The organism is Roseomonas sp. KE2513 (assembly GCF_016107305.1).
Classification (GTDB): Bacteria; Pseudomonadota; Alphaproteobacteria; order Acetobacterales; family Acetobacteraceae; genus Roseomonas.
Genome location: NZ_RCVR01000005.1, coordinates 21,140 through 43,400 on the forward strand (window position 1 = coordinate 21,140; position 22,261 = coordinate 43,400).

Below are 22,261 nucleotides of genomic sequence, written 5' to 3' on the forward strand. Positions count from 1 at the left end.
TATCCTTCCGTTCGGGAGGTCAGGTGCAGATGAGGCCACCGCCGGGCGACGGTCCGGTCGGCTCGAAGGACTCGAGCGTCGCGGTGAGGTCCGTGACGAAGCGGTCCAGAGCTCCGGGCTCGACGCCCGCCGCCGGAAGGCGAAGGAGCCAGGCGCGGAAGCCGAGGGGGCGAATGTCCGTCGCCTCGCGCTCCCGCTCGCGCGCATCCAGCAGCGTGACGAGGGCAGCGATGTTCTCCGCCGCATAGCGGCTACGCATGTAGTCGAGGATGTCGGCTTCCATGTCCTGCGGGTTCATCGCCGGGATGAGGAAGTGACCCATGCAGGTGCAGCCGACGGGGTGGACGGGCCGCGAGACGACGGCCCGCCAGAGATTCGCGAGCCGCGAGACCCGCTCGACCAGGTCCTCCGCTGTCCCCACCACGGTCATCACCCCCTCAGCCCGGCGTGACTTCGAGCTGCGGCCCCGCCTCATCGGTCGTCCCCGCCTGGAGCGGGGCCGCGATGTCGGTCCGGGCGCGGAGGCTCCGGGTCGCCATCTCGTCCACCTCGCCCCGCCCGTCCAGCACCACGCGGTAGGTCGAGAGCGCGAGGGCGCGGGAGACGTAGCCCTCCCGCACGTCGCGGGCGACGCGGGCGGGGTCGCGCTCGACCGGGACGCCGAAGCCGCCGCCACCGCCCGAGCGCATCATGTAAGCGTCCCCGGCCTTCAGGCGGACGTTGAAGACCTTCGCGTTCGGGAACTCGTTTTCCCATACCCCGTTCCGGCGCAGCCCGATGCCGTTGCCCGCCGCGTCGCCGCCACCGTCGAGGCCCCAGGGCTTGCAGTGGACGCGGTCGATGCGGGTGGTGAGCTGGAAGGGGGCGAGCGCCTGCACTACCTGCTCGCAGCCGAGGCCGCCGCGGAAGCGCCCGGCACCGCCGCTATCCTCCCGCAGAGCGTAGCGCTCGACGACAACCGGATACTTGGCTTCGAGCTGTTCCGTCGGCGAGTTGTGGGTGTCGCCGTCGTTAATGCAAACGGTGGCCGACATACCGTCCTCGGTCGCCTTCGCGCCCCACCCGCCGCCGAGCGGTCCGATGCCAACAATGTAGAACTTGCCGTCCGCCGGGTTGATGCCGTGGATGTTCGGGAAGACGAGGTCGGCGTGGTGCCCGGCGGCGACGCGGTCAGGGATGGCCTTGGCCATGGCCTTGAAGATCGTGTCGATAACCGTCATCGGATAGGTCATCCAGACGCGCATAGGCGCGGGCCGCTCGGCGCTGACCACCGTGCCCATGGGCATGATGACCTTCAGGTTCCGGAAGCTCCCCTCGTTCACCGGATAGTCCGTGGGGGTGGCTAGGCACTTGAAGGCCACCTGCGCGCAGGCGATGCCGGTGGTAACGCCGGAGTTGTAGAAGCCGCGCACCTGTTTGGCGACGTCGGAGAGGTCCACCGTCATCTCGTCGCCGCGCTTCTCGACGCGAACGCGGATGGATACGGGTTCGCCGACCTCCAGCCCGTCGTCGTCCATGAAGGACTCCGCTTCGTAGACCCCGTCCGGGATGTTCATCGTGTTGGCGCGGGCGAGGGCCTCGGACTGGTCCATGATGACTGAGATTGCGCCGCGCACGGCATCCCAGCCGTAGCGGGTGACGAGCTCGAGGTAACGCCGTTCGCCCGTGGTGATCGCGACGATCTGTGCGCGCAGGTCCCCCATCGCCTTTTCGGAGAGGCGGACGTTCATCGCGATGATATCCACCAAGTCCTGGTTCACCTCGCCTTTGCGGCGGTACTTCACGATGGGTATCTGGATCCCCTCGGAGTAGATGTCCGTGGTGACCGTCCCGAGGGTGCCGCCGACGTCGAGCCAGTGGGCCATGCAGCAGGTAAAGCCGATCAGCTCGCCCTCGTGGAAGATGGGCATGGTGAAGGTGAAATGGTTGAGGTGCGACCCCGTCGTGTAGGCATCGTTAGTGACGAGGATGTCGCCCTCGTGAATGTTCTCGTAGCCGAAGTGCCGGATCTTGGCCTTTACGGTCTCCGACATGCCGCGGATGAACATTGGCAGGCCGAGCCCGATGGAGATCGTCTCGCCCTCCTTTGTGAAGAGGCCCACGGTGAAGTCCAGCGCCTCGTAGATGATGAGATTGTAGGCGGTCCTCATCAGGTTCGTCTTCATCTCCTCCGTCACGGCGATGAGGCCGCGGCGGACGATCTCGACGGTGACGGCGTCCACCTTCGGGGCAGCCGATGCGGAGTTGGTCCTGTCGTTCATCATGCGTCGCTCCCGATAGCGATGAGGAGGTTGCCCGCCGCGTCCACCTCGAGGGTGTCGCCGGGTTGCAGGACGGTGGTCGAGGCGTGCTCCTCGATGAGGGCAGGCCCGGAGATACGGTTGCCAGCCTTCAGGCGATCGCGGGCGTAGACCGGTGTGTCCATCAGGCGGCCAAAGTAGGCCTGCTTGCGTCGAACTCGAGCCTCCGGATCGGGTTCCGGGCCGCCGGCCGGCACGGAATGCCGCGGCGGCTTTCGCATGACGCCGGAGACGGTGGCGCGGAGGGAGACGAGCTCGGCCGGCTCGCCCGGGGCGCTCGTGCCGTAGCGGATTTCATGCTCCGCGTCGAAGTGGCGCTTGATCGCCTCACGGTCGCCCCGCTCGAAGACCTCGCGCGGCAGTTCGACGGTGACCGCGTGTTCCTGGCCGACATAACGCATGTCAGCCGCGCGCTCGATCTCAATCCGCTCGGGCTTCACGGAGGAGGCTTCGATCGCCGTCCGCCCCTCCGCCTCCATCGCGGCGTAGAGGCCCTCGATCTCGGCGAAGTCGACGGTCGCCAGGCGACGGAAGCAGGAGCGAACGTAATCATAGCGGAGATCGCTGAAGAGCATCCCGTAAGCGGAGAAGTAGCCGGGCGCGTAGGGGATCATCACTTGCCGGATGCCGATCTCCCGCGCGATGGCCGAGGCGTGCAGCGGCCCGGCGCCGCCATAGACCGCCATGACGAAGCCGCCGACATCCAGGCCGCGCTCCGTCGTGACCGCCTTGACCGCGTAGGACATGGTGGTGACGGCGATGCGGAGGATACCGTCGGCCGCCTGCATCACCTCCATCCCAAGGGGGCCGGCGATCTTCTCCTCCATCGCGCGGTGCGCACCGGCGAGATCGAGGGCCATGGTGCCGCCGAGGAAGTGCTCCGGGTCCAGCCGGCCGAGGAGGAGGTTGGCGTCCGTGACGGTGGGCTCGGTGCCGCCGCGCCCGTAGCAGACCGGACCGGGCATCGAGCCCGCGCTTTGGGGGCCGACGCGGAGGGCGTTGCCCTGGCCGAGGCGCGCGATGCTGCCGCCGCCGGTGCCGACCTCGAAGATGTCGGTCATGGGGATCTGGATCGGCAGGGCCTGGTCGTAGCCGCCGAGAAGAGCCGAGCCGGTGGTCAGTGGCTTGCCCCGGTAGATCACGCCGGCCTTGGCCGTGGTGCCACCCATGTCGAAGGCGATGGCGTCCTTCAGGCCCAGGCCCTCGCAGATCGCCTGCGTGCCGATGACACCCGCGGCCGGACCGGATTCGAGCATGCGGACGCAGTCGCGCTGGGCGTGCTCCACCGGGAAGAGCCCGCCCGTGGACTGGACGACGAAGAAGGCGCCACCGAAGTCGTGGCTAGCGAGGTGCTCCGAGAGCTCGCCGAGATAGGTGGCCACACGCGGGCCGACATAGGCGTTGGCGGCGACCGTCGAGACTCGCTCGAACTCGCGATACTCCTGGCTCAGCTCGTGCGAGGCCGAGACGAAGGCGCCGGGCAACTCCTCCCGGACGATCTGCTTGACCCGAACCTCGTGCGCGGGGTTGCGGTAGGAGTGGAGGAGGAGGATCGCGACCGCCTCGACCTGCCCCGGCTCCAGGGACCGCAGGACGGAGCGGAGGTGGTCCTCATCCAGCGGCTTGTGCACGGCACCGCTCGCCAGCAGGCGCTCATGCACCTCCAGACGCGAGGAGCGGTCCACCAGCGGGACGTGCTTGCGGAAGAAGAGGTTGTAGGCATCCGGCCGGTTCACGCGGCCGATCTCGTAGATGTCGCGGAAGCCCTCGGTGACCAGAAGGACAGTCTTAGCCCCCGTCCGCTCGAGCAGCGTGTTGATGGCGATGGTGGAGCCATGAAGGAACAGGTGCGCGTCGGCAAAGGAGGCGCCGGCGATGTCCACCGTGTTCTGAATGCCGTCCACGAGCTTGCCGTGGGTGGTCAGCGCCTTGCCGAAGCGCAGCTCGCCCGCCGCTTCGTCGAAGGCGGCAAGGTCCGTGAAGGTTCCGCCGATGTCCACGGCCATCCGGAGGCGAGGCCGCCCAGCTGCAGAGGGGTTGTCGAGGGGCATAGGGGCGCGCTTCCTCCTGGCTCTCTTGACCAATCTTCGGAATGCGAAGAAGGTTTCGTGACGGGTGGCACTCGTCTATCGAGGCGCGCGGACCCATGTCAACGATAAATCCGAAGGAACATTCGCATGCCGAAGGGCGCTCACGATGACGCTCCGGCGGGAGCCAAGGACAAAAACCTCGTCCACTCCCTGGCCAAGGGCTTCCGCGTCCTGGAAGCCTTCACTGCCGAGGAGCCGGAACTCCTGCAAAGCGAGATCGCCGTACGTGCCGGGCTGGATGCCGGTACGACCTTTCGGATGCTGAACACGCTCGTCTCGCTCGGCTACGTCGCGCCGGTGCCAAGGACGCGCCGTTACCGCCTTACCCTTAAGCCGCTCGAACTCGGGTTCAACGCCATCGCCCGCCGGGGCTTGCGAGACCTCGCGCGCCCCGTACTCCGGGGTCTCGTCGGCGAGGTCAACGAGGCAGCGAGCCTCGGCGTGCTCGACGACGTGGACGTCGTCTACGTCGAGCGGGTGCAGGCGGGCCTCGTGCGGATGGGCGTGGACATCCGGGTCGGCTCGCGCATCCCGGCCACCACGTCCGCCATCGGCCAAGCATTGCTGGCCTTCCTGCCGGAGCCAAACCTCGATGCGGTCCTCGCCGCAAGCCGCTTCGAGCGGATTGGGCCGGACGTTCCAGGGTCAGCGGACGAGGTCCGGGAGAGACTCGCCGAGGTGCGGCGGGATGGTGTTGCACTGACGGACTGGGCCAGCGTCAACGGGCTGCGCGTCCTCGCCGCGCCAGTGCTTGACCGAGACGGCTACGCCGTCGCCGCGATCAGCGTCGCCGCACCCGCGATGCGCACGAGCCGAGCCGAGATCGTTGAGCGAGCGAAAGCGCCACTCCTCGCGCGCGCTCAGGAACTCGGTCTGGCGCTCGCGGCCTTCAGCTAAGCGGTAGGTTCTGTTCTCTTCTGGCGGGTTTGGGCATTGGCAAGTTGATTGACGAGAAGACACGTTCGGTCGCTTGACTGAAAGGGCGGCAGGATCATGGTGCCGCTTCGGCGCAGGTCTCCTGCTGCCAGATCTGGAAGGCCTTGGTCCGGGTGCGCTGGTACTCGCTGGCCGTCATCAGGTCCCGGCGAGGACGGAAATGGCCGCAGATCATGCTGTGCGCCGAGAGGAACCGCTGTGCCTGTTCGGCCGACTTGAAGCTTTTCATCTGCCGCTCTCGTCGTCGGGTGGGCCGATGCGAGTTCTCGGTCTGGTTGTTCAGGTATCGGCTGCTCCGGTGCCGGACATTGGGCAGGAGTTCGCGCTGCGCCACGCCGTAGCTCTTCAGCCCATCAGTAACCAAGCGACGCGGCTTGTACTTGAACCCGGACAGCAGGCGCTTGAAGAACCGTTTGGCCGCACTCCCGTTCCGCCGGTCCTGAGTCCAGCACCACGCCGTGCTGGTCCACGGCGCGCCGGAGGTAGTGCAGCACGCCGTTGATGCGCAAAAACCCTCGTCGAGGTGCCAGGTATAGTCCGGCTTCGGCCGGCTGCGCCGCAGCTTGCGGGCGATCTGGGATCCAAACTTGCGGCACCAGCACCGGATGCGCTCGTAAGGGACGGTGATGCCGCGCTCTGCCATGATCAGTTCCACGTCTCGCAGGCTCGAGCTGAACACGTGATAGACCCAGACCGCGTGGCTGATGATCACTGCCGGCAAACGATATCCCGGACAGGTGGGGCGTTCTGGCGTCATCTCGTCAGGCTGCCCCCGCTCAGTCACTCCGACCACAGCTCATCAACTTGCCAATGCCAGAGCGAGGCAGCACCCTGAGGCTCGCGGTCGCATAGGCGCTCGCGGGCGCGAACTCGGCGGTCGTCTACGCGGCGGGTGGGGCCGTCGGGAACACGCTCGCGCCCAGCCCCGCGCTGGCCATGCTGCCCATAGCGATTTCGTGGTGCGCGTGGCGGCCTGCACCCTGCCCGCGGGCGTCATCGCCGGGCGCCGCGGTCGCCGCCTTCCTGACGTGGACCGAATGCGGCAAGCTCGCCGGCCTCCTTGCTGCCCCTGCCGTCGTGCTGGCCTCCTTCCCGCTGTTCTGCGCGGTGACCTTCTTCGATGACACCTGTGCCGCCGTGGTGCTGTCCTTCCGCCCGATGTCGCCGCGCAAATCGGCCTGAGCCCTGTCTGGACCTGTGCCCTCTGCATGGACCAGATGAGCGCCGCGCCTCACCACGCCGAGGGCATTGCCGAACTTTTTGGCCTCGACGAGGAGGAGACGGCGACGCTTTGCGAGATCTCTGATGGCGGAGCCCAGCCGATGCCGCCGACCACTCCCCTCGTCTACGCTTCTACGAGCCGAACCTCGTCTACGGCACCACATGGCAGGAGAAATCTACGAGGAATTCGGCGACGGCATCATGTCGGCTATCGACTACGACGTGAAGCTCGCACAACCGCCCGACCAGAAGGGCGCCCGCGGGCGGATCACCATGTCCGGCAAGTTCCTTTCCTACAAGCGTTACTGAGAGAGGCGCCGGGAGAGACTACCTCCTCCCGGTTGCGCCGCCCGTCAGTGCAGCGGCGGAACCCTGTCCGGATCGATCTTAATGTCGATCAGCACGGGCCCCTGGAGCCCAGGAAGTCGTGCAATCACCGCTTCGAGTTCAGCGTCGGACCGCACGGTGAAGCCCGTTCCGCCCAGCGCCTGCGCCACCCCCGCGAACTCCGGCCAGCGGAATGTCATAATCCCCGGATCGATTCCCTGCTCCGCGAGCTGGACGTATTCGGCGCCGTAGCTTCCGTCGTTGCACAGGACCACGATGATGTTGGAGCGGTCCCGCACCGCTGAGTTGAACTCGGACAGCCCCCCCAGCATGAAGCCTCCGTCGCCCGCCACGAGGATCACCGGCCTATCCCGCTTCGCCGCTGCAGCCCCGATAGCGTAGGGCATGCCCATGCCGACCGCGCCGAAATGCGTCGTCTTCACGAAGGAGGCGGGACCAGGGACATGCATGTGCTTCCAGGCCTCGGCCATGAAGCGCCCGCCATCGGTGACGAGGACGCGGTCCGCCGGAAGCGCAGCGTCCAGCCGCTTCAGCGCCGTCGTTATATGGACCGTCCCTTCCGCCCCGCTGGGCGGTGCGGCATGGGGCCGCTCCTCCGCCGCGCGCGCTCCGTTCCTGAACCCCGAGGGCGGGATCTCCGCCTCGTCGAGCCAGTGCAGGATCGCCTCCGCCGTCAGCGCGGCATCGCCCACCAAACCCACGCCCGGGGAGAGATGCCGGTCGATCGCGGCCGGCGACAGGTCCACCTGCACCACCCGCTTGCCCGAGAGCAGCTTGCCATGGCCGGTGGTGAAGCGGTTCATCGAGGCACCGAAGGCGACGACGCAGTCGCTCTCGATGATCACCTCCACCGCGGCATCCGTGCTCAGGCTGCCGAAGATGCCGATGTCGAACCTCTCGCCGGCGAAGAGGTCCTTCGCCCGCAGCGTCGTCGCCAGGAAGGCGTCCGTACGCGCCGCGAGCCGCAGGAGCGCCGCCTTCGCCTCAGCGCCGGCCGCCCCGTGCCCGGCCAAGATGATCGGCCGCTTGGCGGCGGCGATGATGCCCACCGCGTCGTCCAGGTCGGGGCTCGCGGGCACGACGGCCCGGTCCACCGGGATCCGGTGCACCTTGCGGCCATAGGCCGCCTCCTGCCCGAGCATGTCCCTCGGGATGTTCAGCACAATGGGTCGTCGCTCGACGATGCTGCGGCGAAAGGCGCGCGCCACGTCGCCGAGGGCCGAAGCCGGCGAGAGCACCCCCACAAACCCCGCACCGCTGCACGCGGCGACCTCGCGGTGGTCGATCTCCTGCGGATGCGTCAGGTCCCCAGACGGCGAATCACCGCAGACAAGGACCATCGGCGTGGAGCCGCGCACACCTTCCGTGAGTGCCGTAAAGGCATTGGTGAGCCCCGGCCCGCGCGTGACGGTCGCAACCCCCACCTCCCTGCTCACGGCCGAGAAGCCGAGAGCCATGAGAACCGCCCCCGCTTCGTGCCCGGCGGCGACATAGGTGCCGGAATGCTCGCGGCAGAAGCTGTCGATGACCGGGAGATTCGTATCCCCCGCAACCCCGAAGAGGGTACGGACCCCATGATCCATCAGGGCCAGGGCCACGGCGGATGCGAGCTTCATCTCTTCTCCCTCTTGCCACCACCTGTCCGTGTGAGCGCCCAGCCGGTGGACCGCCGCGGCACGAGGCGATAAGCACGGCCCAGGCAGGGGGCGGTCCCGGGCCTTTCCCAACCGAAGGCTGACCAGGCACAGGAATCCCACGGCCGATGCCCCGCAAGTCCGAGACGCAGTTCTCGCTCGAAACCGCGCTGACCTATCGGCTCCACCGCGTCCACAAGCTGACCGACCGCGAGAGCGAGGCGGCCTATCTCGCGGAGGTCGGCCTGCCGCTCGGCGAGGGCCGCTGCCTCGCGGCGATCGGCAGCTTCGCGCCCCTTTCCGTGCAGGACCTCGCCCGGCGCGCGAACCTCAACAAGGCCCAGGCGAGCCGCGCGGCCCAGTCGCTCGTCGAGCAGTCGCTCGTGCTCAAGCGCATCTCCACGGAGGATGCCCGGAGCGTCGTGCTCACCCTGACCCCTCACGGCGAGAGGCGCTGGGCGAGGGCGATGGCCATGATCGAGCGCCAGAACGGCATCATCTTCGGCGGTCTCAGCGCGGAGGAGCGGGCGTCCCTCGGTCGCCTGCTCGACCGGGTGATCGACGACGCGCTCGCACGGTCGGGCATGGCGGAGACCTCCTGACGCGGCTGGTCCCTCACTCCGCCACGATGCCGGCGCTCGCCGCCACGTCCCGCCAGGTTCGCAGATCGGCCGCGATGCGCGCCGACATCGCCGCGGCCGGCTCCAGCTTCGGCGCGAAGCCCACCGCAGCGAGCCGCGCCCTGTAGGACGGATCCTCGAGCGCCTTTCTGAGCGCACCGTCGAGCCTGCCCACCACCTCGGCCGGCATGCCGGCCGGCCCCATCAGCCCGTGCCAGATGGTCACCTCGAAGCCCGGCAGGAATTCCCCAACAGCCGGAACATTCGGCGCTGTGTCCGACCGCACGGGTTCCATCGTGGCCAGCGGCAGCAGTTGCCCGTTGGCCACGAACTCGATCACCGTGGAAGGCGTCGCGACGAGCACGGGAACGCGCCCCGCGAGCACATCCGTGATCGCCTGCCCGGTGCCGCGGTAGGGTACGTGCAGCAGCTCCATCCCGCTGCGCGCCTTCAGCAGCTCCATCGCAAAGTGGTGCGGCGTACCGTTCCCAGGCGTCGCATAGGTCAGCGGATTGCCGCGCTCCCGTCCACGCCGCAGCAGCGCCTCCAGGCTTCCGATGCCGGAATCGCGCCCGGCCAGCAGCAGAATCGGCGTCGTGGCCAGCAGAGCCACCGGCTCCAGGTTCTTCTGCACGTCGAAGGGCAGACGGCGGTAAAGATAGGGGTTCATCACGACGGTATTGGCGACGTGCAGCAGCGTGTAGCCGTCCGCCGGCGACTTCGCGACGAGATCGGTGCCGATGTTCCCGCCTGCGCCGGAGCGGTTGTCTATCACGACCGGTTGCCCGAGTTGCGGCGCCAGGTACTCGCCGATCAGCCGCGCCACGATGTCGTTGCCGCCTCCGGGCGGGAAGGGCACCACGATGCGAACCGGCCTCGCGGGATAAGCACCCTGCGCACGGGCGCCCTGCCGCAGAAGCGCACCCCCGAGCAGCCCGAGCGCCGCCCGCCGGCCGAGCTGGGAAGCGTCAGCCATGATGCGCCTCCGTGATAGGGGCGAGCAGGGCGGCCAGCCGCGGGAAGAGCCGCAGCGCATTTCCTGCATCGATCGCGCCCAGCGTCTCCGCCGATAGCCCAAGTTCTGCGAGAGCATCGACCGTCCCGGCCATCTGCCCGGCCGGGCCGAAAGGGTAATCGGTCCCGAAGAGAATCTGGCTGTCGGGAACGAGCGCGCGCAGCGCCGCGAAGTGCACGGCATCGGCCGAGAGCGCGCAGTCGAAGAAGAGCGGCTCCATTGCCCGTGCGAAGCCCTCGGGAATGCGTTCGCGCAGCGACGGGTTGTTGCGCGTCAGCCATTCCACCCGGCCGGCCAGATAGGGCATCGCCCCGCCGGCATGAGAGAGAATCCAGCGGATCGACGGGTAGTCGCGCGTGACGCCGGAGAAGATCAGCGACGCGATGGCGCGCGTCGTGTCGAACGGAAACTCGAGCGTGGAGGCGGAGAGCCCGCCCGCGCTGACGAGCTGCGCCGGCGAGGTCGGGTGCACGAAGACCACGGCCGCGCGCCGGTCCAGCTCCTCGTAGAGCGGCCGGAAAGCCTCCTCGCCGAGGTAGCGCCCCTCGTAGTTCGACAGGAGGCACACGCCGTCCGCCCCCAGCTCGTCGAAACTGCGGACCGCCTCGGCGATGGCCGTGTCCATGCCCTGCATCGGCAGGCAGGTGAACATGCCGAAGCGGGAGGGCCGGTCGCTCACCATGCGCGCCGCGTAGTCGTTGCACCAGCGGGCGAGGCCGGCCGCCGCGCCCGCCTCCAGCGTCGCGACGCCCGGTGCCGTGACCGAGGTGATGGCGGTCGAGATGCCCGCCTCGTCCATCAAGCCGATCGCGCCCTCCAGGCTCCAGGCCGGCACGCGGCCGGAGGAACCCTGGGAACCGATCGGGCCCGGCCCCACGGTCTCCACATAATGCGCGGGCAGGATATGATGATGAACGTCGATGCGTGGGCCAGTCACGGCGTTTCCCCGATGCTTGTTGCGGCGCTCTCGATGATCGGCAGCACATCCTCCGCCGAGCCCTGCCGGGCGATGAGCGCGAGGCTGACCATGGCGAGCAGCAAGGACGCCTTGCCTTCGCCGACGCGCCCCATCGCTTCGCAGAGCGCGGTGTAGGAGCGATCCAGGTCCTCGGCTTCCACGTCAGCAGCCCTCAGGCCGCTTCGCTGGCGGCGAGGCGCAGCGGCGCGCCGAGGTGCCGGTCCAGCACCGTCGCCAGCGCCGACGGGTCGGGGCTGGCCCAGCGCGCGAGAACATAGCCGTCGGGCCGGATAAGCCAGGCCGCGCCCTCCGGTGCGCCGTAGCGCTCCCGCGCCAACCCCTCGGCATCAACGGGGCAGCCGGGCCGCGGTACATCGTCGGCGGGCAGCAGCGTCAGCTCCGTCAGGCCCTCGTAGCGCGGCGATCCCGCGAAGGGCGCATCGGCCGCGAAGCGCAGCAGCACGAAGTTCCGTCCAAAAGCCTCGCTCAAATGGTGCCATCCCTCGGCCGAGGCGAGCGGTGCGTCGGGTGCCGGCAGGCCGGGGAGGGCGGACCGGCCCAGCCGCGCGGCGTCGTCATCCACCTCGCGCAGGGAGGAGTTCACATAGCCGACCGGTGCCGACTGGCGCGGGTTGATGAGGGAGCGTACCGTCTCGTCCTCCACCGAAAGGCGCAGCGCGGCGTCGCGCATCAGGCGGAAGGCGAAGTTTGGCGGCGCCATGAACTCGGTGCTCTTCGCGCCATAGGCGATGTTTTCGCGGGCCGCGTGAAGCCGCTCCTCCGTATAGCTGCACAGCAAGTCCTCCCCGGCGCGCCCGCCGAGCACGCGCGCGAGCTTCCAGGCGAGATTGCCGACATCATCGAGCCCGGAATTGAGCCCACGCACGCCGAAGATGGGCACGAGATGCGCCGCATCCCCCGCGAAGAGCACGCGCCCGTGCCGGTAGTCGCCAAGGGTGAGGCACTTCGCGTTGTAGATGGAGATCCAGAGCGGCTTCCACGGCGCCGTCTCCCCGATCATCTCCAGGTGGCTCCTCACCCGCGGCAGCACCCTCTCGGGCCTGATCGCCTCCTCGGGATCCTCGTCGTCCCGCAGCTGGTAGTCGATGCGCCAGACATTGTCGGGCTGGCGATGCATCAGGATGGTCGAGCCGGGGTTCGAGGGCGGATCGAACCAGGCGAGCCGCTCCACCGGCCGGCTCGTCTCCTGCTCGATATCGACGATGACGTAGCGGCCCTCGTACTGCACGCCCTCCAGCTTCACGCCGAGCAGGTCCCGGGTCGTGCTGCGGCCGCCATCGCAGGCGACCACCCAGCACGCGCTCAGGACGAAGGGCTCGCCCTCCGCCGGCTGCAACTCCACCTCCACATGACCCACGTGCTGGCGCAGCCCGACCACGCGCGTGGACCAGTGCACGGTCGCGCCGCCCCGCAGCGCGGCCTCATGCGCGTATCGTTCCACGTAATACTGCTGAATGTTGACCATGGGCGCGAAGCGATCGTCCGGCCCGGAGGGCATGCGGAAGTGCAGCACCTCCGTCGTCCGGTAGAAGCTGCGCCCCGAGGTCCAGCCGAGGCCCTTCTCGACCACCGGCCGATCGATCCCCGCCCAACCGAGGATCTCCAGCGAGCGGCGGGAGATGCAGATCGCGCGGCTGCCGGTGCAGTAGCCCTCGTCGGCCTCGATTACTGTCGCCGCCATGCCCTGCTCCCCGAGCAGTGCGGCGAGCGTCAGCCCGACCGGGCCACCCCCGACGATAAGGACGGGCAGGATCTGCGGCCGCTCGTTCATGCTCACGCTGTCCGAACTCCTGGTTCACCGGCCGGAGCCTGGGCGTTGCCGCCGATGAACCCGACAAAAGGTTGCGCGCGCAACCATCCTAGGGCGCTCATGCATTCGGCTGCAAGAGTCCTGAACACCGCGCCGCCGAATACCGGCACGGCAGGAGCACGGGAGATGAAAGAAGTTGGGTAGCCCTCTTTCGAGAGCCGCCCCGCGAACCAACCCCCGAGCGGGGCGGATCGGTTGCTGCTGCGATGCCGCTGCACCAGCTCCATGCCCCGCAGGCTGAGGCCGAAGGGGGCAAAGGAAGCCGGCTCGGGCACGAAGGTCAGCGGGGTGTTCCCGCCAAGCTGGACCTGACGCAGGTCGGCAACGGCATCCGCCGCCGTGTTCAGCGTGACGGAGGAGAAGTTCCCATCGGTGATGGTGAAGAAGTCCCGCCTGTTGTCGAGAAGGAAGCTGGTGGCAAAGGTGTCGCCCGAGTCCGCCCTGAAGGTGACGCAAGCCGTGCGGTTAACTCGCCCCTGATCCCCGGGACCGCTAGCCGACACCGCCCCTGCGCACCGATGTCACACCCGGCGTGAATGGCGGAGCACCGAGCGCTCGGCCCTCAAGAATGATCTTGTGATAACCCGCGATCACGAGTTAGTGAGGTGTGGGGAACATCTCAGTGCGAAGAGGGATCGGGTATCGATGAGAGGTGGAGATCGAGGCCTGGACGAGGTCAGGATCGTGGTGGAACGGGGGGGCTCCGGCGCGAACAAGTGGCGTTGGCGCTTGGCGAATGACGGCGGGCTTTCGGTCAGCTTTGGCACCGGCTTCCGGAGCGCCGAGGACGCCTATCAGGCAGCCCGGCGGAAAGAACTGGAACTGCGGATCTGCAAGGAGCCCGAGCGGAGGGTCGCCTCCTCGCGCCGCTGAGGAACAGGAGCCCGGCCATCCTTCCCGGTCTTTCGGCAGGGGCGGCCGGCCCTCAGCGCCCGCGCTCGACGATGGTGAAGGCGAGCTCGACCCAAAGGGCAGCCTCCGCCTCCTGGCCGCACTCCATCAGCAGGTGCATTTGCTGGATGGAGTGCTCGACCGCGCCGAACTCGCCAGAGAGGCGGACCGCCGCCTCCACGGCTCGGACCCGGTCGATGCCAGCTTCCGTTCCGGCCATGCCGCCCCCTTGCTTCCAAGCCCGCCTCTGTTACGGCCGGCGAAGAATTTTGATGCGTCGAAAAATGGCCCGGTTGGGGAAGCGCCGCCGCCTCCAGGTCCGGAACGAGCAGGTCAACGCGACGCAGCGCCTCCACTGGAAATGCCGTCATCCCGTTCCGTCGCGCCGATCTCGCCAGGCCGGTTCAGGGGCGGAAGAAAATCAGTCCCGCCAAGTCGGCTTAAGCTAGGTGCCTATCCTCCCGCGGTCCGCCCGCGCCGCCAGCGCGGCCACCGCCGGCGCGCCGGAACCTGCGGGCGCGAGCTCCACCCCCGCCGCTTCCTCTGTATCTGTCGCGTGCAGACGGCCGACCACGCGAAAGGCAACTAGCGCCGCCGCCGTGCCGAACACCGCGGCCGCCGCCATCTGCCCGATCAGAACACCCCCCGGTCCGTAGGGAACGCCGAGCGCGACGAAGGGAATCGTCCCCAGCGTCGCCCGCCCCCAATTGAAGGCCGTGGAAAGCAGCGGGTATCCGAGGTTGTTGAAGGCCGCGTTCGCCACGAAAAGACCGCCCGTGAAGAGGAACCCGCCCGCCAGCAGGTTGCAGAACAGCCGGATGAGGGCCGCTGTCTCCCCGACCGCCGAGAAGGCCGCGACGATGAAATCCTGGAGGGCCCATAGAGCCGCCCAGGCCGCCAGCACTGCGCCCAGCACCACGAGCATGCTGTCCCGCAGCGTGGCCCGCACTCGGTCCGCCCGGCCCGCGCCGAGGTTCTGCGCCATGATCGGCCCCACTGCCCCGCTCAGCGCATAGACGATGCCGAAGGCGACCGGCGAAAGGCGCTCGATCGTCGCCTGTCCCGCGATGGCCGCGGAGCCGAAGCCGGCGATGGCCTGCGTCACCCATGCAGACCCCACGGGGGTGGCGAGATTCGTCAGGACCGCAGGCGCCGCCACGGTCATCACCCGCCGCGCGTCCGCCACCAGCGCCCCTGCCTCCAACCTTCCCACCAGCCCGTGCCGCCGCACCGCCCCGTGCCAGGCCAACCACGCCAGCCCGAGACGCGAGAGCACCGCCCCGATCGCCGCCCCCTCCAACCCAAGCCCGAGGGCGAAGATCAGCAACGGGTCCAGCACCGCCGTCGCCAATGCAGCGAAAAGGGTGACGTTCATCGCCCGCCGCGCGTCGCCCACCGAGCGGAGGAGGGCGGAAAGGCCCATCCCCAGCCCCAGCAGCGGCACCGAGGGCGCGACAATGATAAGGTAGCGGGCCGCCAGCCGGTGCACCTCCCCCGTCGCGCCCAGCCAGCCGAGCATCGTATCCGCTGCCAACGCCGTGGCCAGGCCGATCAGCACCATGGCGGCCGTCATGACCGCCAGCCCCGAGGCCGCGATCCGCCGCGCCGTCGCCATCTCCCCCGCGCCGATCGCGCGCGACACGACGGCGCCGAGCCCGATAGACAGCCCGATCCCCACCCCAATCTGGAAGAACCCGACCGCCCCCGCGAAGCCCACCGCCGCCGCGACCGGCTGCTCGCCAAGTCGCGAGAGATAGAATAGCCCCAGCAGGTCCACCGCGAAGACCGCGATGAGCCCGACCGCTCCCGTGCTGCCCATCACCAGCACGTGCCGGAGCGTGGATCCCGTGACGAAGCGCGCCTCTGCGGGCGCGCCGGAGGCGGCGGAGGAGGGCGTCTGGGGCGGCTGCATGCCCGTCCCTAGCACGCGCTGCCCGGCCGCGCGCCGGGCCGCCCGCGAGACCGCTTGTGCCCCGCCGCCGCCGGGTCCAGGCTTTCCGCCGACAAGGCGCGGCAAACGTGCAGACGAGGGCAGAGGGACGCTCCATGCAAACCAGCATCACCTTCCGAGTGGACGGGAAGGATCAGACCGTCACGGTCGATCCGGAGATGCCGCTGCTCTACGCGCTCCGCGATGACCTCGGCCTGAACAACCCGAAGTTCGGCTGCGGCCTGGCGCAGTGCGGCGCCTGCACGGTGCATGTGGACGGCGCGCCCACCCGCTCCTGCGTCACGCCTACCGCCTCCGTCGCGGGCAAGCAGGTGACGACGCTCGCCGGCCTCGGCACGCCCGAACACCCGCACCCCGTGCAGCAGGCCTATATAGATGAGCAGGTGCCGCAATGCGGCTACTGCATCAACGGCTGGATGATGACCGCCGCCGCCTTCCTGCGGGACAACAAGGACCCGAGCGAGGACCAGATCCGGGAGGCCCTGACCGGCCTCAAGTGCCGTTGCGGCACCCACATGGCCATCCTGCGCGCGGTCAAGCGCGCGGCGAGCCTCGCCTGAGGGGCCGCGCCATGACCATCCAGCTCTCCCGCCGCGCGGCCCTCGGCGCCGCCATGGGCGCCCTCGTTGTTACTGTCAGAGGCCCCGATGCCCTCGCCCAGGGCGCCGCGCCGCCCGCGGCTCCCATCTCCCCCCTGCCGCCGCCCGGCCAGCTCGCCTCCTATATCGCGGTGCACGCCGACGGCACCGTCACGGCCTTCTTCGGCAAGATCGACGGCGGCCAGGGTCTCGACGTCGCCGTCGCCCAGATCGTGGCCGAGGAACTCGACCTCCCGGCGGATCGCGTGAAGGTCGTCATGGGCGACACCGCCCGCACCGTGAACCAGGGCGGCGCCAGCAACGCCTCCGGCGTCTCCCAGGGCGCCGTGCCGCTGCGCAACGCTGCCGCCGAGGCACGGCTGCTGCTAGTCGAGATGGCCGCCGCCCGCCTCGGCGTCGCGCCCGAGGCGCTCCGCGTCGTGGACGGCACCATCAGCGTCGCCGCACAGCCCGATCGCCGCCTGAACTACGGCGAACTGATCGGCGACCGCCGCCTTGACGCCGAGGTGAAGTGGAACGGCCGCTACGGCAACGACCTCAACGTGGAGGGGCGCGCGCGCACGAAGCCGATCGCCGACTACAAGGTGGTTGGCACCGCGGTGCCGCGCCGCGACATCGCCGACAAGGCCTTCGCCCGCCACGACTACGTCACCGATATCCGCCTGCCGGGCATGCTGCACGCCCGCATGATCCGCCCACCCGTCGCCGGCTCGAAGCCGATCGCCGTGGATGAATCCTCGGTATCCGCCATCCCCGGCATCCGCGTGGTCTGGAAGGAGGGCTTCCTCGCCGTCGCCGCCCCGCGCGAGTGGGACGCGATCCGCGCCGCCGAGGCGCTGAAGGTCGAGTGGTCGGCCGTGCCCCCGCCATTCCCGGAGCAGGCTTCGATCTACGACCACATCCGCAACGCCCCCACGACCAAGCGCGGCGTCCCCATGCAGCAGGGCGACGCCGCGGCCGCCATCGCCGGCGCCGCGCGCGTGATCTCCGCCGAGTACGAGTGGCCCTTCCACTCCCACAGCAGCATGGGTCCCGGCTGCGCCCTGGCCGATGTGCGCCCCGAGGGCGTGCGCGTCTGGACCGGTTCTCAGAAGCCCCATGCCGTGCGGGACGGCGTCGCGAAGTTCCTCGGCGTGTCGCCAGAGACGGTGCACACCGTCTGGGTCACCGGCCCCGGCTCCTACGGCCGCAACGACGCCGGCGACACGCCTTTCGACGCCGCCTTCCTCTCGCGCGAGCTCGGCAAGCCCGTACGCGTCCAGTACATGCGCCACGAGGGCCACGGCTGGGACACGAAGAGCCCCGCCTCCGTCCAGCGCGTTCGCGCCGGCCTCGACGAACAAGGCCGCGTGACGGGCATCGAGTTCAGCTCAAAGGCCTTCTCGCGCACCAACATCGCAACCAGCGAGGCCGACCCGCGCGACAGCCTGGCCAGCCAGTCGATGGGCGGCGGGCTGAACCCGCAGGACACCTACCTCTTTCCCGGCGACTTCGTGCCGACCGAGCCCTACGCCTTCCCCGCCCGCACCATGGCCTGGGAGACGATCCCCCCGCTACTGGACCGCGCCTCGCCGCTCCGCACCTCCCACCTGCGCGACCCGCTGGGCCCCGAGCTGATCTTCGCCGCCGAGAGCTTCGTGGACGAACTGGCGGCCGCGACAGGCGCCGATCCCGTCGAGTTCCGCCTCCGCCACCTGCGCGAGGAACGCGACATCGCCATCCTCCGCGCCATCACGGACAAGGCCGGCTGGCAGCCCCGCCCCGCCGGACCACGCGGCGGGGGAGGGGATATCGCCCGCGGCCGCGGCGTCTCCCTCGCGAGGCGCGACGGCACCGTCGTCGGCCTGGTGGCCGAGGTGGAGGTAGATCGCCGCAGCGGCGCCATCCGCCTCAAGCGCATGGTGGTTGGCCAGGACTGCGGTTTGATCATCAACCCGGACGGGCTGCGCCGCTGCGTCGAGAACGCGGTGATCTACGGCACCAGCCGCGCCCTGCACGAGGAGGTCACCTTCGACCGCAACAACGTCACGAGCGTGGACTGGAACACCTATCCCATCCTCGACCTCACCGAGGCGCCAGAGGTGGTGGAAGTGGTCCTCATCAACCGCCCCGACATCCGGCCGACCGGGGCAGGGGAGCCCGCCGTTCGCACCGCCGGCGCCGCCATCGCCAACGCGGTGTTCGACGCCACCGGCGCCCGGCTGCGCCGTGGCCCCTTCACGCCCGAGCGCGTGAAGGCCGCGCTGGCGGGGGCCTGAGCGATGCGCGCCCCGCTAGTCCTCGCCGCGCTCCTCCTCGCCTCCGCTGCCCCAGGCTTTGCTGTTCTCGCCCAGACCCCGGCGCGGCTGGGGGAGGGCGGCCCGCCCACGACCATCATCACCCCCGGCCGCGAGACGCGGACGATGGGGCAGGGGCCCGCCCCGGCCACGCGCAGCCCCGTCGCCACCCCGGCCGCTTCGCCCCCGACCTCGGGCGGGGAGCGCGCGCCCGGACCGGGGATGGGCACCGCGCAGCGCCCCACCCCCGACCAGTCCCGCTGACGCCGCCTACTTGATCGGTGGCCGCGGCAGCACCGCCTCGCCCGGCTCCATCGTGAAGGTGTAGTCGAGCGAGTACCACGGCCCGGTCACGTCCGAGGCCGTCGGGTGCGGCTCCTCGTGGCGGACAAAGTCGCCGATCAGCGCCCGCGTGACGCCGAACTGCACGTCGGTGTCGAGATAGGGATCGTCTTCGACGTAGACCTGCGAGGTCAGCGTCTTGAATCCCTCCTTGAAGATCAGCGCGTGCACATGCGCGGGCCGGAAGGGATGCCGGTCCTGCATCGCCAGCAACCGCCCGACCACGCCATCTGTCGGGATCGGGTAGCCTGCCGGCTTGATCGAGCGAAACCAGAACCGCCCCTCCGCATCCGTCGTCAGCTTGCCGCGCAGGTTCATGTCCGCCTGGTCCGGATCCTGGTTCTCGTAGAGCCCGACGGGGGAGGAGTGCCAGACATCCACCTCCGCCCCTGTGATCGGCCGCCTCTCGGCGTCCTGCACGCGCCCGGCCATGAACAGCGGCTCCCCCGGCGTCGGCGAGCGCAGCAGCGAGCCTCCATTCTCTACCCGCGGCGAGTTCAGCCGCCAGAAAGGCCCGAGCAGCGACTGTGAAGTCTCGGTATTCCCGTTGTCCCCGTTGTTCAGCAGACAGACGAGCGAGGATACGCCCAGCGAGCCGCACATGAGCACCATCTCGTTGTGCGTATCCGTCGTCAGCTGCCCGATCTCGTTCAGGAGCGCATTCGCCGCCCGGAACTCCGCCTCGGTCAGCCGCACATCGCGCACGAAGCTGTGGAGATGGCGGATGAGCGATACCATGATCTGCCGCATGCGCGGATCATGCGTGCGCTCCATCACCTCGAGCACCGCGGGCGTCACGTCCTCCTGGCGCTGCAGGATCATGGCTCGTCCTCCCTCTGTGGCGCGGGCAGGCCTGACCGGCCACGCTCCCGCGCGGACCCGCCATCTTCGCCCCACACAACCCCGCCGAGAAGCCCGGCGCCCAGCCCAGGGAAGGAAGGCTTCGGCCAGCCGGGGCCGCTTCCGCGCGAACTGGTCCCGGTGGCCCTCTGAGCCCTTGCCGTGATCATGGCGGCTGAAAACGAGAATGGCCGGGAGGAGCCTCGCAGACTCGCACGGCCAGCCGAAATCTTCAGCTCAGCGCGCTTCGATGCCGCTGCGCGTCGCCACGATCTCGGAGGTCTCGCAGATGTTCACCCGCATCAGCTCGGCCATCTCGCCGTTCGCCCATACCACCTTAAAGTCGTAGTTCCCGCCGCGCCCACCCGGCGTGTAGTTCACGAGGCGTCCGCTCGGCACCACGTTCTCGCCCAGCCGGTCGCGGCCCCAATCAGAACGGGAGGAGGGGCCGAAATAGAACTCGTTGACTGTGGCGCCAGAGCTGTTGCGCAACGTGAAGCGCGTGTCGCAGCCCTGGGCCAGCGTGGGGCCAGAGGCGAGCGCCAGCAGACCGGCAGCGAGGACGAAGCGTCGGAGCATCCTAGGTTTCCTTGTCGGTGATGCTGACGCGCAGCAGTCGTGCGCGCCAGAGTTCCCAGGATGAAGAAGTTTCCTTACCGGAATCTTTCGGCGCGTTCCTCATGCCCAGTCGGGCCGGTGTGCGTCCTCGCAACGCGTCTCGCCGCCGTCCGTCAGTCAGCCCGGCGTCGCCGCAGCCGGCGGGGCCGCGGCCGGCGCCTCGGAGACGGATTTCAGGTAGGCAATGACATCCGTCAGCTGCTGCTCGTTGCGCAGCCCGGGATAGGCCATGCTGCCCTGCGGCGCCACCGCCTTCGGATTGGCGAGATAGGCGCGAAGGTTCTCCTCGGTCCAGCTGTAGCCGCTCTCGCCGAGCTGCTTCAGGTTCGCCGAGTAGCGCGTAAAGCTCGCGCGCGACGCCGCCTGGCGCCCGACGACCCCGCCTAGGTTCGGGCCCACCCCGTTGCGGTCGGAGCTGTCCGCGAGGTGGCAGGCCCGGCACTGCGAGAAGACCCGCTGCCCGGCTGCCACGTCCTGTGCCCGGGCACACCCGGGAAGAGCGACGAGGCCGAGCAGCAGGGACGCGGCGATGGCGGAGAGACGATCCATGCGTTCGGATCCCTTTGCTTGAGCAAGGCGGGCCCGCGCCATGAGAACGCCGGGCCCGACGGTTGGGCGATGCCGCACGCCACCGGGGTGGACGCGGGCAAAGAGCAAGCGCGCGGCCAGGAACCGACCGGCGATCGCCAGGATGCGACGGAGCGATCCGAGGCGACAAGCCGGCCCCTCGCGCCGCACCGTGCCCAACGACCACTCGCCGGCCATGGATGCGTCCGCGGGGAGGGCGGCGCGCAAGAAAAAGGGCAGGGACCAGCCGGCCCCCGCCCTTTCTCGCTCCCTGTCCCTTAGGCGACGACCTTGCGGTAGAGGTGCCAGGTCGCGTGGCCGAGCACTGGCATCACGATGGCGAGCCCGACGAAGATCGGGATCGACCCGAGCAGCAGCAGCGCCGCGACCAGCAAGCCCCAGAGCGCCATCGGCCCTGGATTGGCTACCACCGCCCTGACCGATGTGCGGACCGCCGCCAGCGATCCCACATCCCGCTCCAGCAGCAGCGGGATCGACACGACGCTGACCGAGAGCGCGGCGACCGCAAAGAGGAAGCCCACGGCATTGCCGATCAGCAGCAGCCGCATCCCCTCCGGCGTGCCGGAAACGATGCGCCAGAGGTCGGTGAACGAGGCGGGTTGCTCAGGCCCGACCGTTGCCCGGTAGATCCACTGCGCGCAGCCGAGCCAGGCCACGAAGAGCGCGGCGAGCACGACGCCGACCCCTATGATCGAGCCGATCCCCGCCGAGCGGAACACGCCGAGCGCGTCCGCCCAGTGAACCGGCAATCCTTTCTCCCGTCGCCGGCTCATCTCATAGATACCGAGCGCCGCGATCGGCCCGATCAGCGCGAAGCCCGCCGTCATCGGCCAGATGAGCGTCAAAAGGTCACCGCCCGACGCCGCGGCACCGAGCAGCAGCCCGACGACGGGATAGATGATCGCAAGAAAGAAGAGTTGCGTCGGCGCCTCGAGGAAGTCGCGCCAGCCTTGGGCGAGCGCATCCCATACGTCGCCCGTGCCGATGCGGCGCACCGCTGGCTCTGTGATCGTGTTTGCGCGGAATGTGGTTATTGTTGCCTGGACCATGGTCGAGCCATCCCTCCGGCCGCGTCTGCGGCGGCCTTGATCGGTGATCCCAACCGCGGCCCTTGGCGAGCCGCCATCGAGACCTGACCCATGGCAACTGGATTGGCACGCCCACCTTGCGTAGGCGCGTCACGCAAGCGTGTTACGCTACGCG

Annotated in this window: 23 protein-coding genes and 1 pseudogene; 8 read left to right on the forward strand and 16 right to left on the reverse strand. The window is 69.2% G+C overall.

Annotation, left to right across the window (positions count from 1 at the left end):
- Positions 1–19: 19 nt before the first annotated feature.
- From D9599_RS06665 to D9599_RS06675, 3 genes are read right to left on the reverse strand one after another with little or no spacing between them, the layout of a single operon-like run.
- Positions 20–430 carry a hypothetical protein gene (locus D9599_RS06665; protein ID WP_198380447.1) on the reverse strand — a complete coding sequence of 137 codons (411 nt, stop codon included), beginning with the start codon at positions 428–430 and terminating at the stop codon, positions 20–22.
- Positions 431–437: 7 nt separating this feature from the next.
- Complete coding sequence (locus tag D9599_RS06670; RefSeq protein WP_198380448.1) at positions 438–2,264, reverse strand: hydantoinase B/oxoprolinase family protein; 1,827 nt, start codon at positions 2,262–2,264, stop codon at positions 438–440.
- Positions 2,261–4,351, reverse strand: coding sequence for a hydantoinase/oxoprolinase family protein (locus D9599_RS06675; protein WP_198380449.1), 2,091 nt, complete (start codon positions 4,349–4,351; stop codon positions 2,261–2,263). The genes D9599_RS06670 and D9599_RS06675 overlap by 4 nt, the downstream gene beginning before the upstream one ends.
- A gap of 126 nt (positions 4,352–4,477) precedes the next feature.
- Here D9599_RS06675 and D9599_RS06680 point away from each other — a divergent pair, with 126 nt between their 5' ends.
- Complete coding sequence (locus D9599_RS06680; protein ID WP_198380450.1) at positions 4,478–5,287, forward strand: IclR family transcriptional regulator; 810 nt, start codon at positions 4,478–4,480, stop codon at positions 5,285–5,287.
- Positions 5,288–5,381: 94 nt separating this feature from the next.
- Here the strand turns inward: D9599_RS06680 and D9599_RS06685 are convergent.
- Positions 5,382–6,083 (reverse strand): annotated as a pseudogene (locus D9599_RS06685) (IS6 family transposase).
- A 179-nt stretch (positions 6,084–6,262) separates the two neighbouring features.
- Here D9599_RS06685 and D9599_RS06690 point away from each other — a divergent pair.
- Both D9599_RS06690 and D9599_RS06695 read left to right on the forward strand, forming a co-directional pair.
- On the forward strand, positions 6,263–6,508 hold the full coding sequence (locus D9599_RS06690; protein ID WP_198380451.1) for a hypothetical protein: 246 nt from the start codon (positions 6,263–6,265) through the stop codon (positions 6,506–6,508).
- A gap of 201 nt (positions 6,509–6,709) precedes the next feature.
- Positions 6,710–6,856, forward strand: coding sequence for a hypothetical protein (locus D9599_RS06695; RefSeq protein ID WP_232480236.1), 147 nt, complete (start codon positions 6,710–6,712; stop codon positions 6,854–6,856).
- Positions 6,857–6,900: 44 nt separating this feature from the next.
- Here the strand turns inward: D9599_RS06695 and D9599_RS06700 are convergent, their stop codons facing one another.
- Complete coding sequence (locus D9599_RS06700) at positions 6,901–8,511, reverse strand: thiamine pyrophosphate-binding protein (protein WP_198380452.1); 1,611 nt, start codon at positions 8,509–8,511, stop codon at positions 6,901–6,903.
- Between the two features lie 146 nt (positions 8,512–8,657).
- On the opposite strand from D9599_RS06700, the gene D9599_RS06705 reads away from it, so the two are divergent.
- Positions 8,658–9,131, forward strand: a complete 474-nt coding sequence (locus D9599_RS06705) for a MarR family winged helix-turn-helix transcriptional regulator (RefSeq protein WP_043834138.1) — start codon at positions 8,658–8,660, stop codon at positions 9,129–9,131.
- 13 nt (positions 9,132–9,144) lie between these two features.
- On the opposite strand, the gene D9599_RS06710 is transcribed toward D9599_RS06705, so the two are convergent.
- Genes D9599_RS06710 through D9599_RS06730 form a run of 5 tightly spaced genes read right to left on the reverse strand, consistent with a single transcriptional unit; the run spans position 9,145 to position 13,456 of the window.
- Complete coding sequence (locus D9599_RS06710) at positions 9,145–10,125, reverse strand: tripartite tricarboxylate transporter substrate binding protein (RefSeq protein ID WP_198380453.1); 981 nt, start codon at positions 10,123–10,125, stop codon at positions 9,145–9,147.
- Positions 10,118–11,101: an amidohydrolase family protein gene (locus tag D9599_RS06715; protein ID WP_198380454.1), complete on the reverse strand. Its 984-nt coding sequence runs from the start codon at positions 11,099–11,101 to the stop codon at positions 10,118–10,120. Before D9599_RS06715 ends, D9599_RS06710 begins: the two co-directional genes overlap by 8 nt.
- Positions 11,098–11,283, reverse strand: a complete 186-nt coding sequence (locus D9599_RS32225) for a hypothetical protein (RefSeq protein WP_198380455.1) — start codon at positions 11,281–11,283, stop codon at positions 11,098–11,100. The genes D9599_RS06715 and D9599_RS32225 overlap by 4 nt, the downstream gene beginning before the upstream one ends.
- 11 nt (positions 11,284–11,294) lie before the next feature.
- Positions 11,295–12,914, reverse strand: coding sequence for an FAD-dependent monooxygenase (locus D9599_RS06725; protein WP_232480254.1), 1,620 nt, complete (start codon positions 12,912–12,914; stop codon positions 11,295–11,297).
- A 2-nt stretch (positions 12,915–12,916) separates the two neighbouring features.
- Entirely contained in the window at positions 12,917–13,456 is a 540-nt protein-coding gene (locus D9599_RS06730) for a hypothetical protein (RefSeq protein WP_198380457.1), read from the reverse strand.
- 142 nt (positions 13,457–13,598) lie between these two features.
- Here D9599_RS06730 and D9599_RS06735 point away from each other — a divergent pair, with 142 nt between their 5' ends.
- On the forward strand, positions 13,599–13,826 hold the full coding sequence (locus D9599_RS06735) for a hypothetical protein (RefSeq protein ID WP_198380458.1): 228 nt from the start codon (positions 13,599–13,601) through the stop codon (positions 13,824–13,826).
- A 52-nt stretch (positions 13,827–13,878) separates the two neighbouring features.
- Here D9599_RS06735 and D9599_RS06740 read toward each other — a convergent pair whose 3' ends face one another.
- Entirely contained in the window at positions 13,879–14,064 is a 186-nt protein-coding gene (locus tag D9599_RS06740; RefSeq protein WP_198380459.1) for a hypothetical protein, read from the reverse strand.
- Between the two features lie 225 nt (positions 14,065–14,289).
- Positions 14,290–15,756: an MATE family efflux transporter gene (locus D9599_RS06745; RefSeq protein WP_198380460.1), complete on the reverse strand. Its 1,467-nt coding sequence runs from the start codon at positions 15,754–15,756 to the stop codon at positions 14,290–14,292.
- Between the two features lie 134 nt (positions 15,757–15,890).
- Here D9599_RS06745 and D9599_RS06750 point away from each other — a divergent pair, with 134 nt between their 5' ends.
- The 3 genes from D9599_RS06750 to D9599_RS06760 are packed head-to-tail and all read left to right on the forward strand — an operon-like array spanning position 15,891 to position 18,934.
- A complete protein-coding gene (locus D9599_RS06750; RefSeq protein ID WP_198380461.1) occupies positions 15,891–16,355 on the forward strand; it encodes a (2Fe-2S)-binding protein in 465 nt (154 codons plus the stop codon).
- 11 nt (positions 16,356–16,366) lie between these two features.
- On the forward strand, positions 16,367–18,652 hold the full coding sequence (locus D9599_RS06755) for a molybdopterin cofactor-binding domain-containing protein (protein WP_198380462.1): 2,286 nt from the start codon (positions 16,367–16,369) through the stop codon (positions 18,650–18,652).
- Positions 18,653–18,655: 3 nt separating this feature from the next.
- A complete protein-coding gene (locus D9599_RS06760) occupies positions 18,656–18,934 on the forward strand; it encodes a hypothetical protein (RefSeq protein WP_198380463.1) in 279 nt (92 codons plus the stop codon).
- Between the two features lie 6 nt (positions 18,935–18,940).
- Here the strand turns inward: D9599_RS06760 and D9599_RS06765 are convergent, their stop codons facing one another.
- The 4 genes from D9599_RS06765 to D9599_RS06780 form a co-directional block, all read right to left on the reverse strand.
- The gene (locus D9599_RS06765; protein WP_198380464.1) at positions 18,941–19,834 is read right to left on the reverse strand and encodes a dioxygenase; all 894 of its coding nucleotides are present in this window, start codon (positions 19,832–19,834) and stop codon (positions 18,941–18,943) included.
- A gap of 255 nt (positions 19,835–20,089) precedes the next feature.
- Positions 20,090–20,431, reverse strand: a complete 342-nt coding sequence (locus D9599_RS06770) for a hypothetical protein (RefSeq protein ID WP_198380465.1) — start codon at positions 20,429–20,431, stop codon at positions 20,090–20,092.
- A 156-nt stretch (positions 20,432–20,587) separates the two neighbouring features.
- Positions 20,588–21,019 carry a cytochrome c family protein gene (locus D9599_RS06775; protein WP_198380466.1) on the reverse strand — a complete coding sequence of 144 codons (432 nt, stop codon included), beginning with the start codon at positions 21,017–21,019 and terminating at the stop codon, positions 20,588–20,590.
- 296 nt (positions 21,020–21,315) lie between these two features.
- Complete coding sequence (locus D9599_RS06780; protein WP_309228563.1) at positions 21,316–22,053, reverse strand: DUF2189 domain-containing protein; 738 nt, start codon at positions 22,051–22,053, stop codon at positions 21,316–21,318.
- Positions 22,054–22,261 lie beyond the last annotated feature (208 nt).

What these genes read in the sequence shown, in the direction of transcription:
- D9599_RS06665 (WP_198380447.1), bottom strand. Translation starts at nt 430, where the DNA reads ATGACCGTGGTGGGGACAGCGGAGGACCTGGTCGAGCGGGTCTCGCGG.
- D9599_RS06670 (WP_198380448.1), bottom strand. Translation starts at nt 2,264, where the DNA reads ATGATGAACGACAGGACCAACTCCGCATCGGCTGCCCCGAAGGTGGAC.
- D9599_RS06675 (WP_198380449.1), bottom strand. Translation starts at nt 4,351, where the DNA reads ATGCCCCTCGACAACCCCTCTGCAGCTGGGCGGCCTCGCCTCCGGATG.
- D9599_RS06680 (WP_198380450.1), top strand. Translation starts at nt 4,478, where the DNA reads ATGCCGAAGGGCGCTCACGATGACGCTCCGGCGGGAGCCAAGGACAAA.
- D9599_RS06690 (WP_198380451.1), top strand. Translation starts at nt 6,263, where the DNA reads ATGCTGCCCATAGCGATTTCGTGGTGCGCGTGGCGGCCTGCACCCTGC.
- D9599_RS06695 (WP_232480236.1), top strand. Translation starts at nt 6,710, where the DNA reads ATGGCAGGAGAAATCTACGAGGAATTCGGCGACGGCATCATGTCGGCT.
- D9599_RS06700 (WP_198380452.1), bottom strand. Translation starts at nt 8,511, where the DNA reads ATGAAGCTCGCATCCGCCGTGGCCCTGGCCCTGATGGATCATGGGGTC.
- D9599_RS06705 (WP_043834138.1), top strand. Translation starts at nt 8,658, where the DNA reads ATGCCCCGCAAGTCCGAGACGCAGTTCTCGCTCGAAACCGCGCTGACC.
- D9599_RS06710 (WP_198380453.1), bottom strand. Translation starts at nt 10,125, where the DNA reads ATGGCTGACGCTTCCCAGCTCGGCCGGCGGGCGGCGCTCGGGCTGCTC.
- D9599_RS06725 (WP_232480254.1), bottom strand. Translation starts at nt 12,914, where the DNA reads ATGAACGAGCGGCCGCAGATCCTGCCCGTCCTTATCGTCGGGGGTGGC.
- D9599_RS06735 (WP_198380458.1), top strand. Translation starts at nt 13,599, where the DNA reads ATGAGAGGTGGAGATCGAGGCCTGGACGAGGTCAGGATCGTGGTGGAA.
- D9599_RS06740 (WP_198380459.1), bottom strand. Translation starts at nt 14,064, where the DNA reads ATGGCCGGAACGGAAGCTGGCATCGACCGGGTCCGAGCCGTGGAGGCG.
- D9599_RS06745 (WP_198380460.1), bottom strand. Translation starts at nt 15,756, where the DNA reads ATGCAGCCGCCCCAGACGCCCTCCTCCGCCGCCTCCGGCGCGCCCGCA.
- D9599_RS06750 (WP_198380461.1), top strand. Translation starts at nt 15,891, where the DNA reads ATGCAAACCAGCATCACCTTCCGAGTGGACGGGAAGGATCAGACCGTC.
- D9599_RS06755 (WP_198380462.1), top strand. Translation starts at nt 16,367, where the DNA reads ATGACCATCCAGCTCTCCCGCCGCGCGGCCCTCGGCGCCGCCATGGGC.
- D9599_RS06760 (WP_198380463.1), top strand. Translation starts at nt 18,656, where the DNA reads ATGCGCGCCCCGCTAGTCCTCGCCGCGCTCCTCCTCGCCTCCGCTGCC.
- D9599_RS06765 (WP_198380464.1), bottom strand. Translation starts at nt 19,834, where the DNA reads ATGATCCTGCAGCGCCAGGAGGACGTGACGCCCGCGGTGCTCGAGGTG.
- D9599_RS06770 (WP_198380465.1), bottom strand. Translation starts at nt 20,431, where the DNA reads ATGCTCCGACGCTTCGTCCTCGCTGCCGGTCTGCTGGCGCTCGCCTCT.
- D9599_RS06775 (WP_198380466.1), bottom strand. Translation starts at nt 21,019, where the DNA reads ATGGATCGTCTCTCCGCCATCGCCGCGTCCCTGCTGCTCGGCCTCGTC.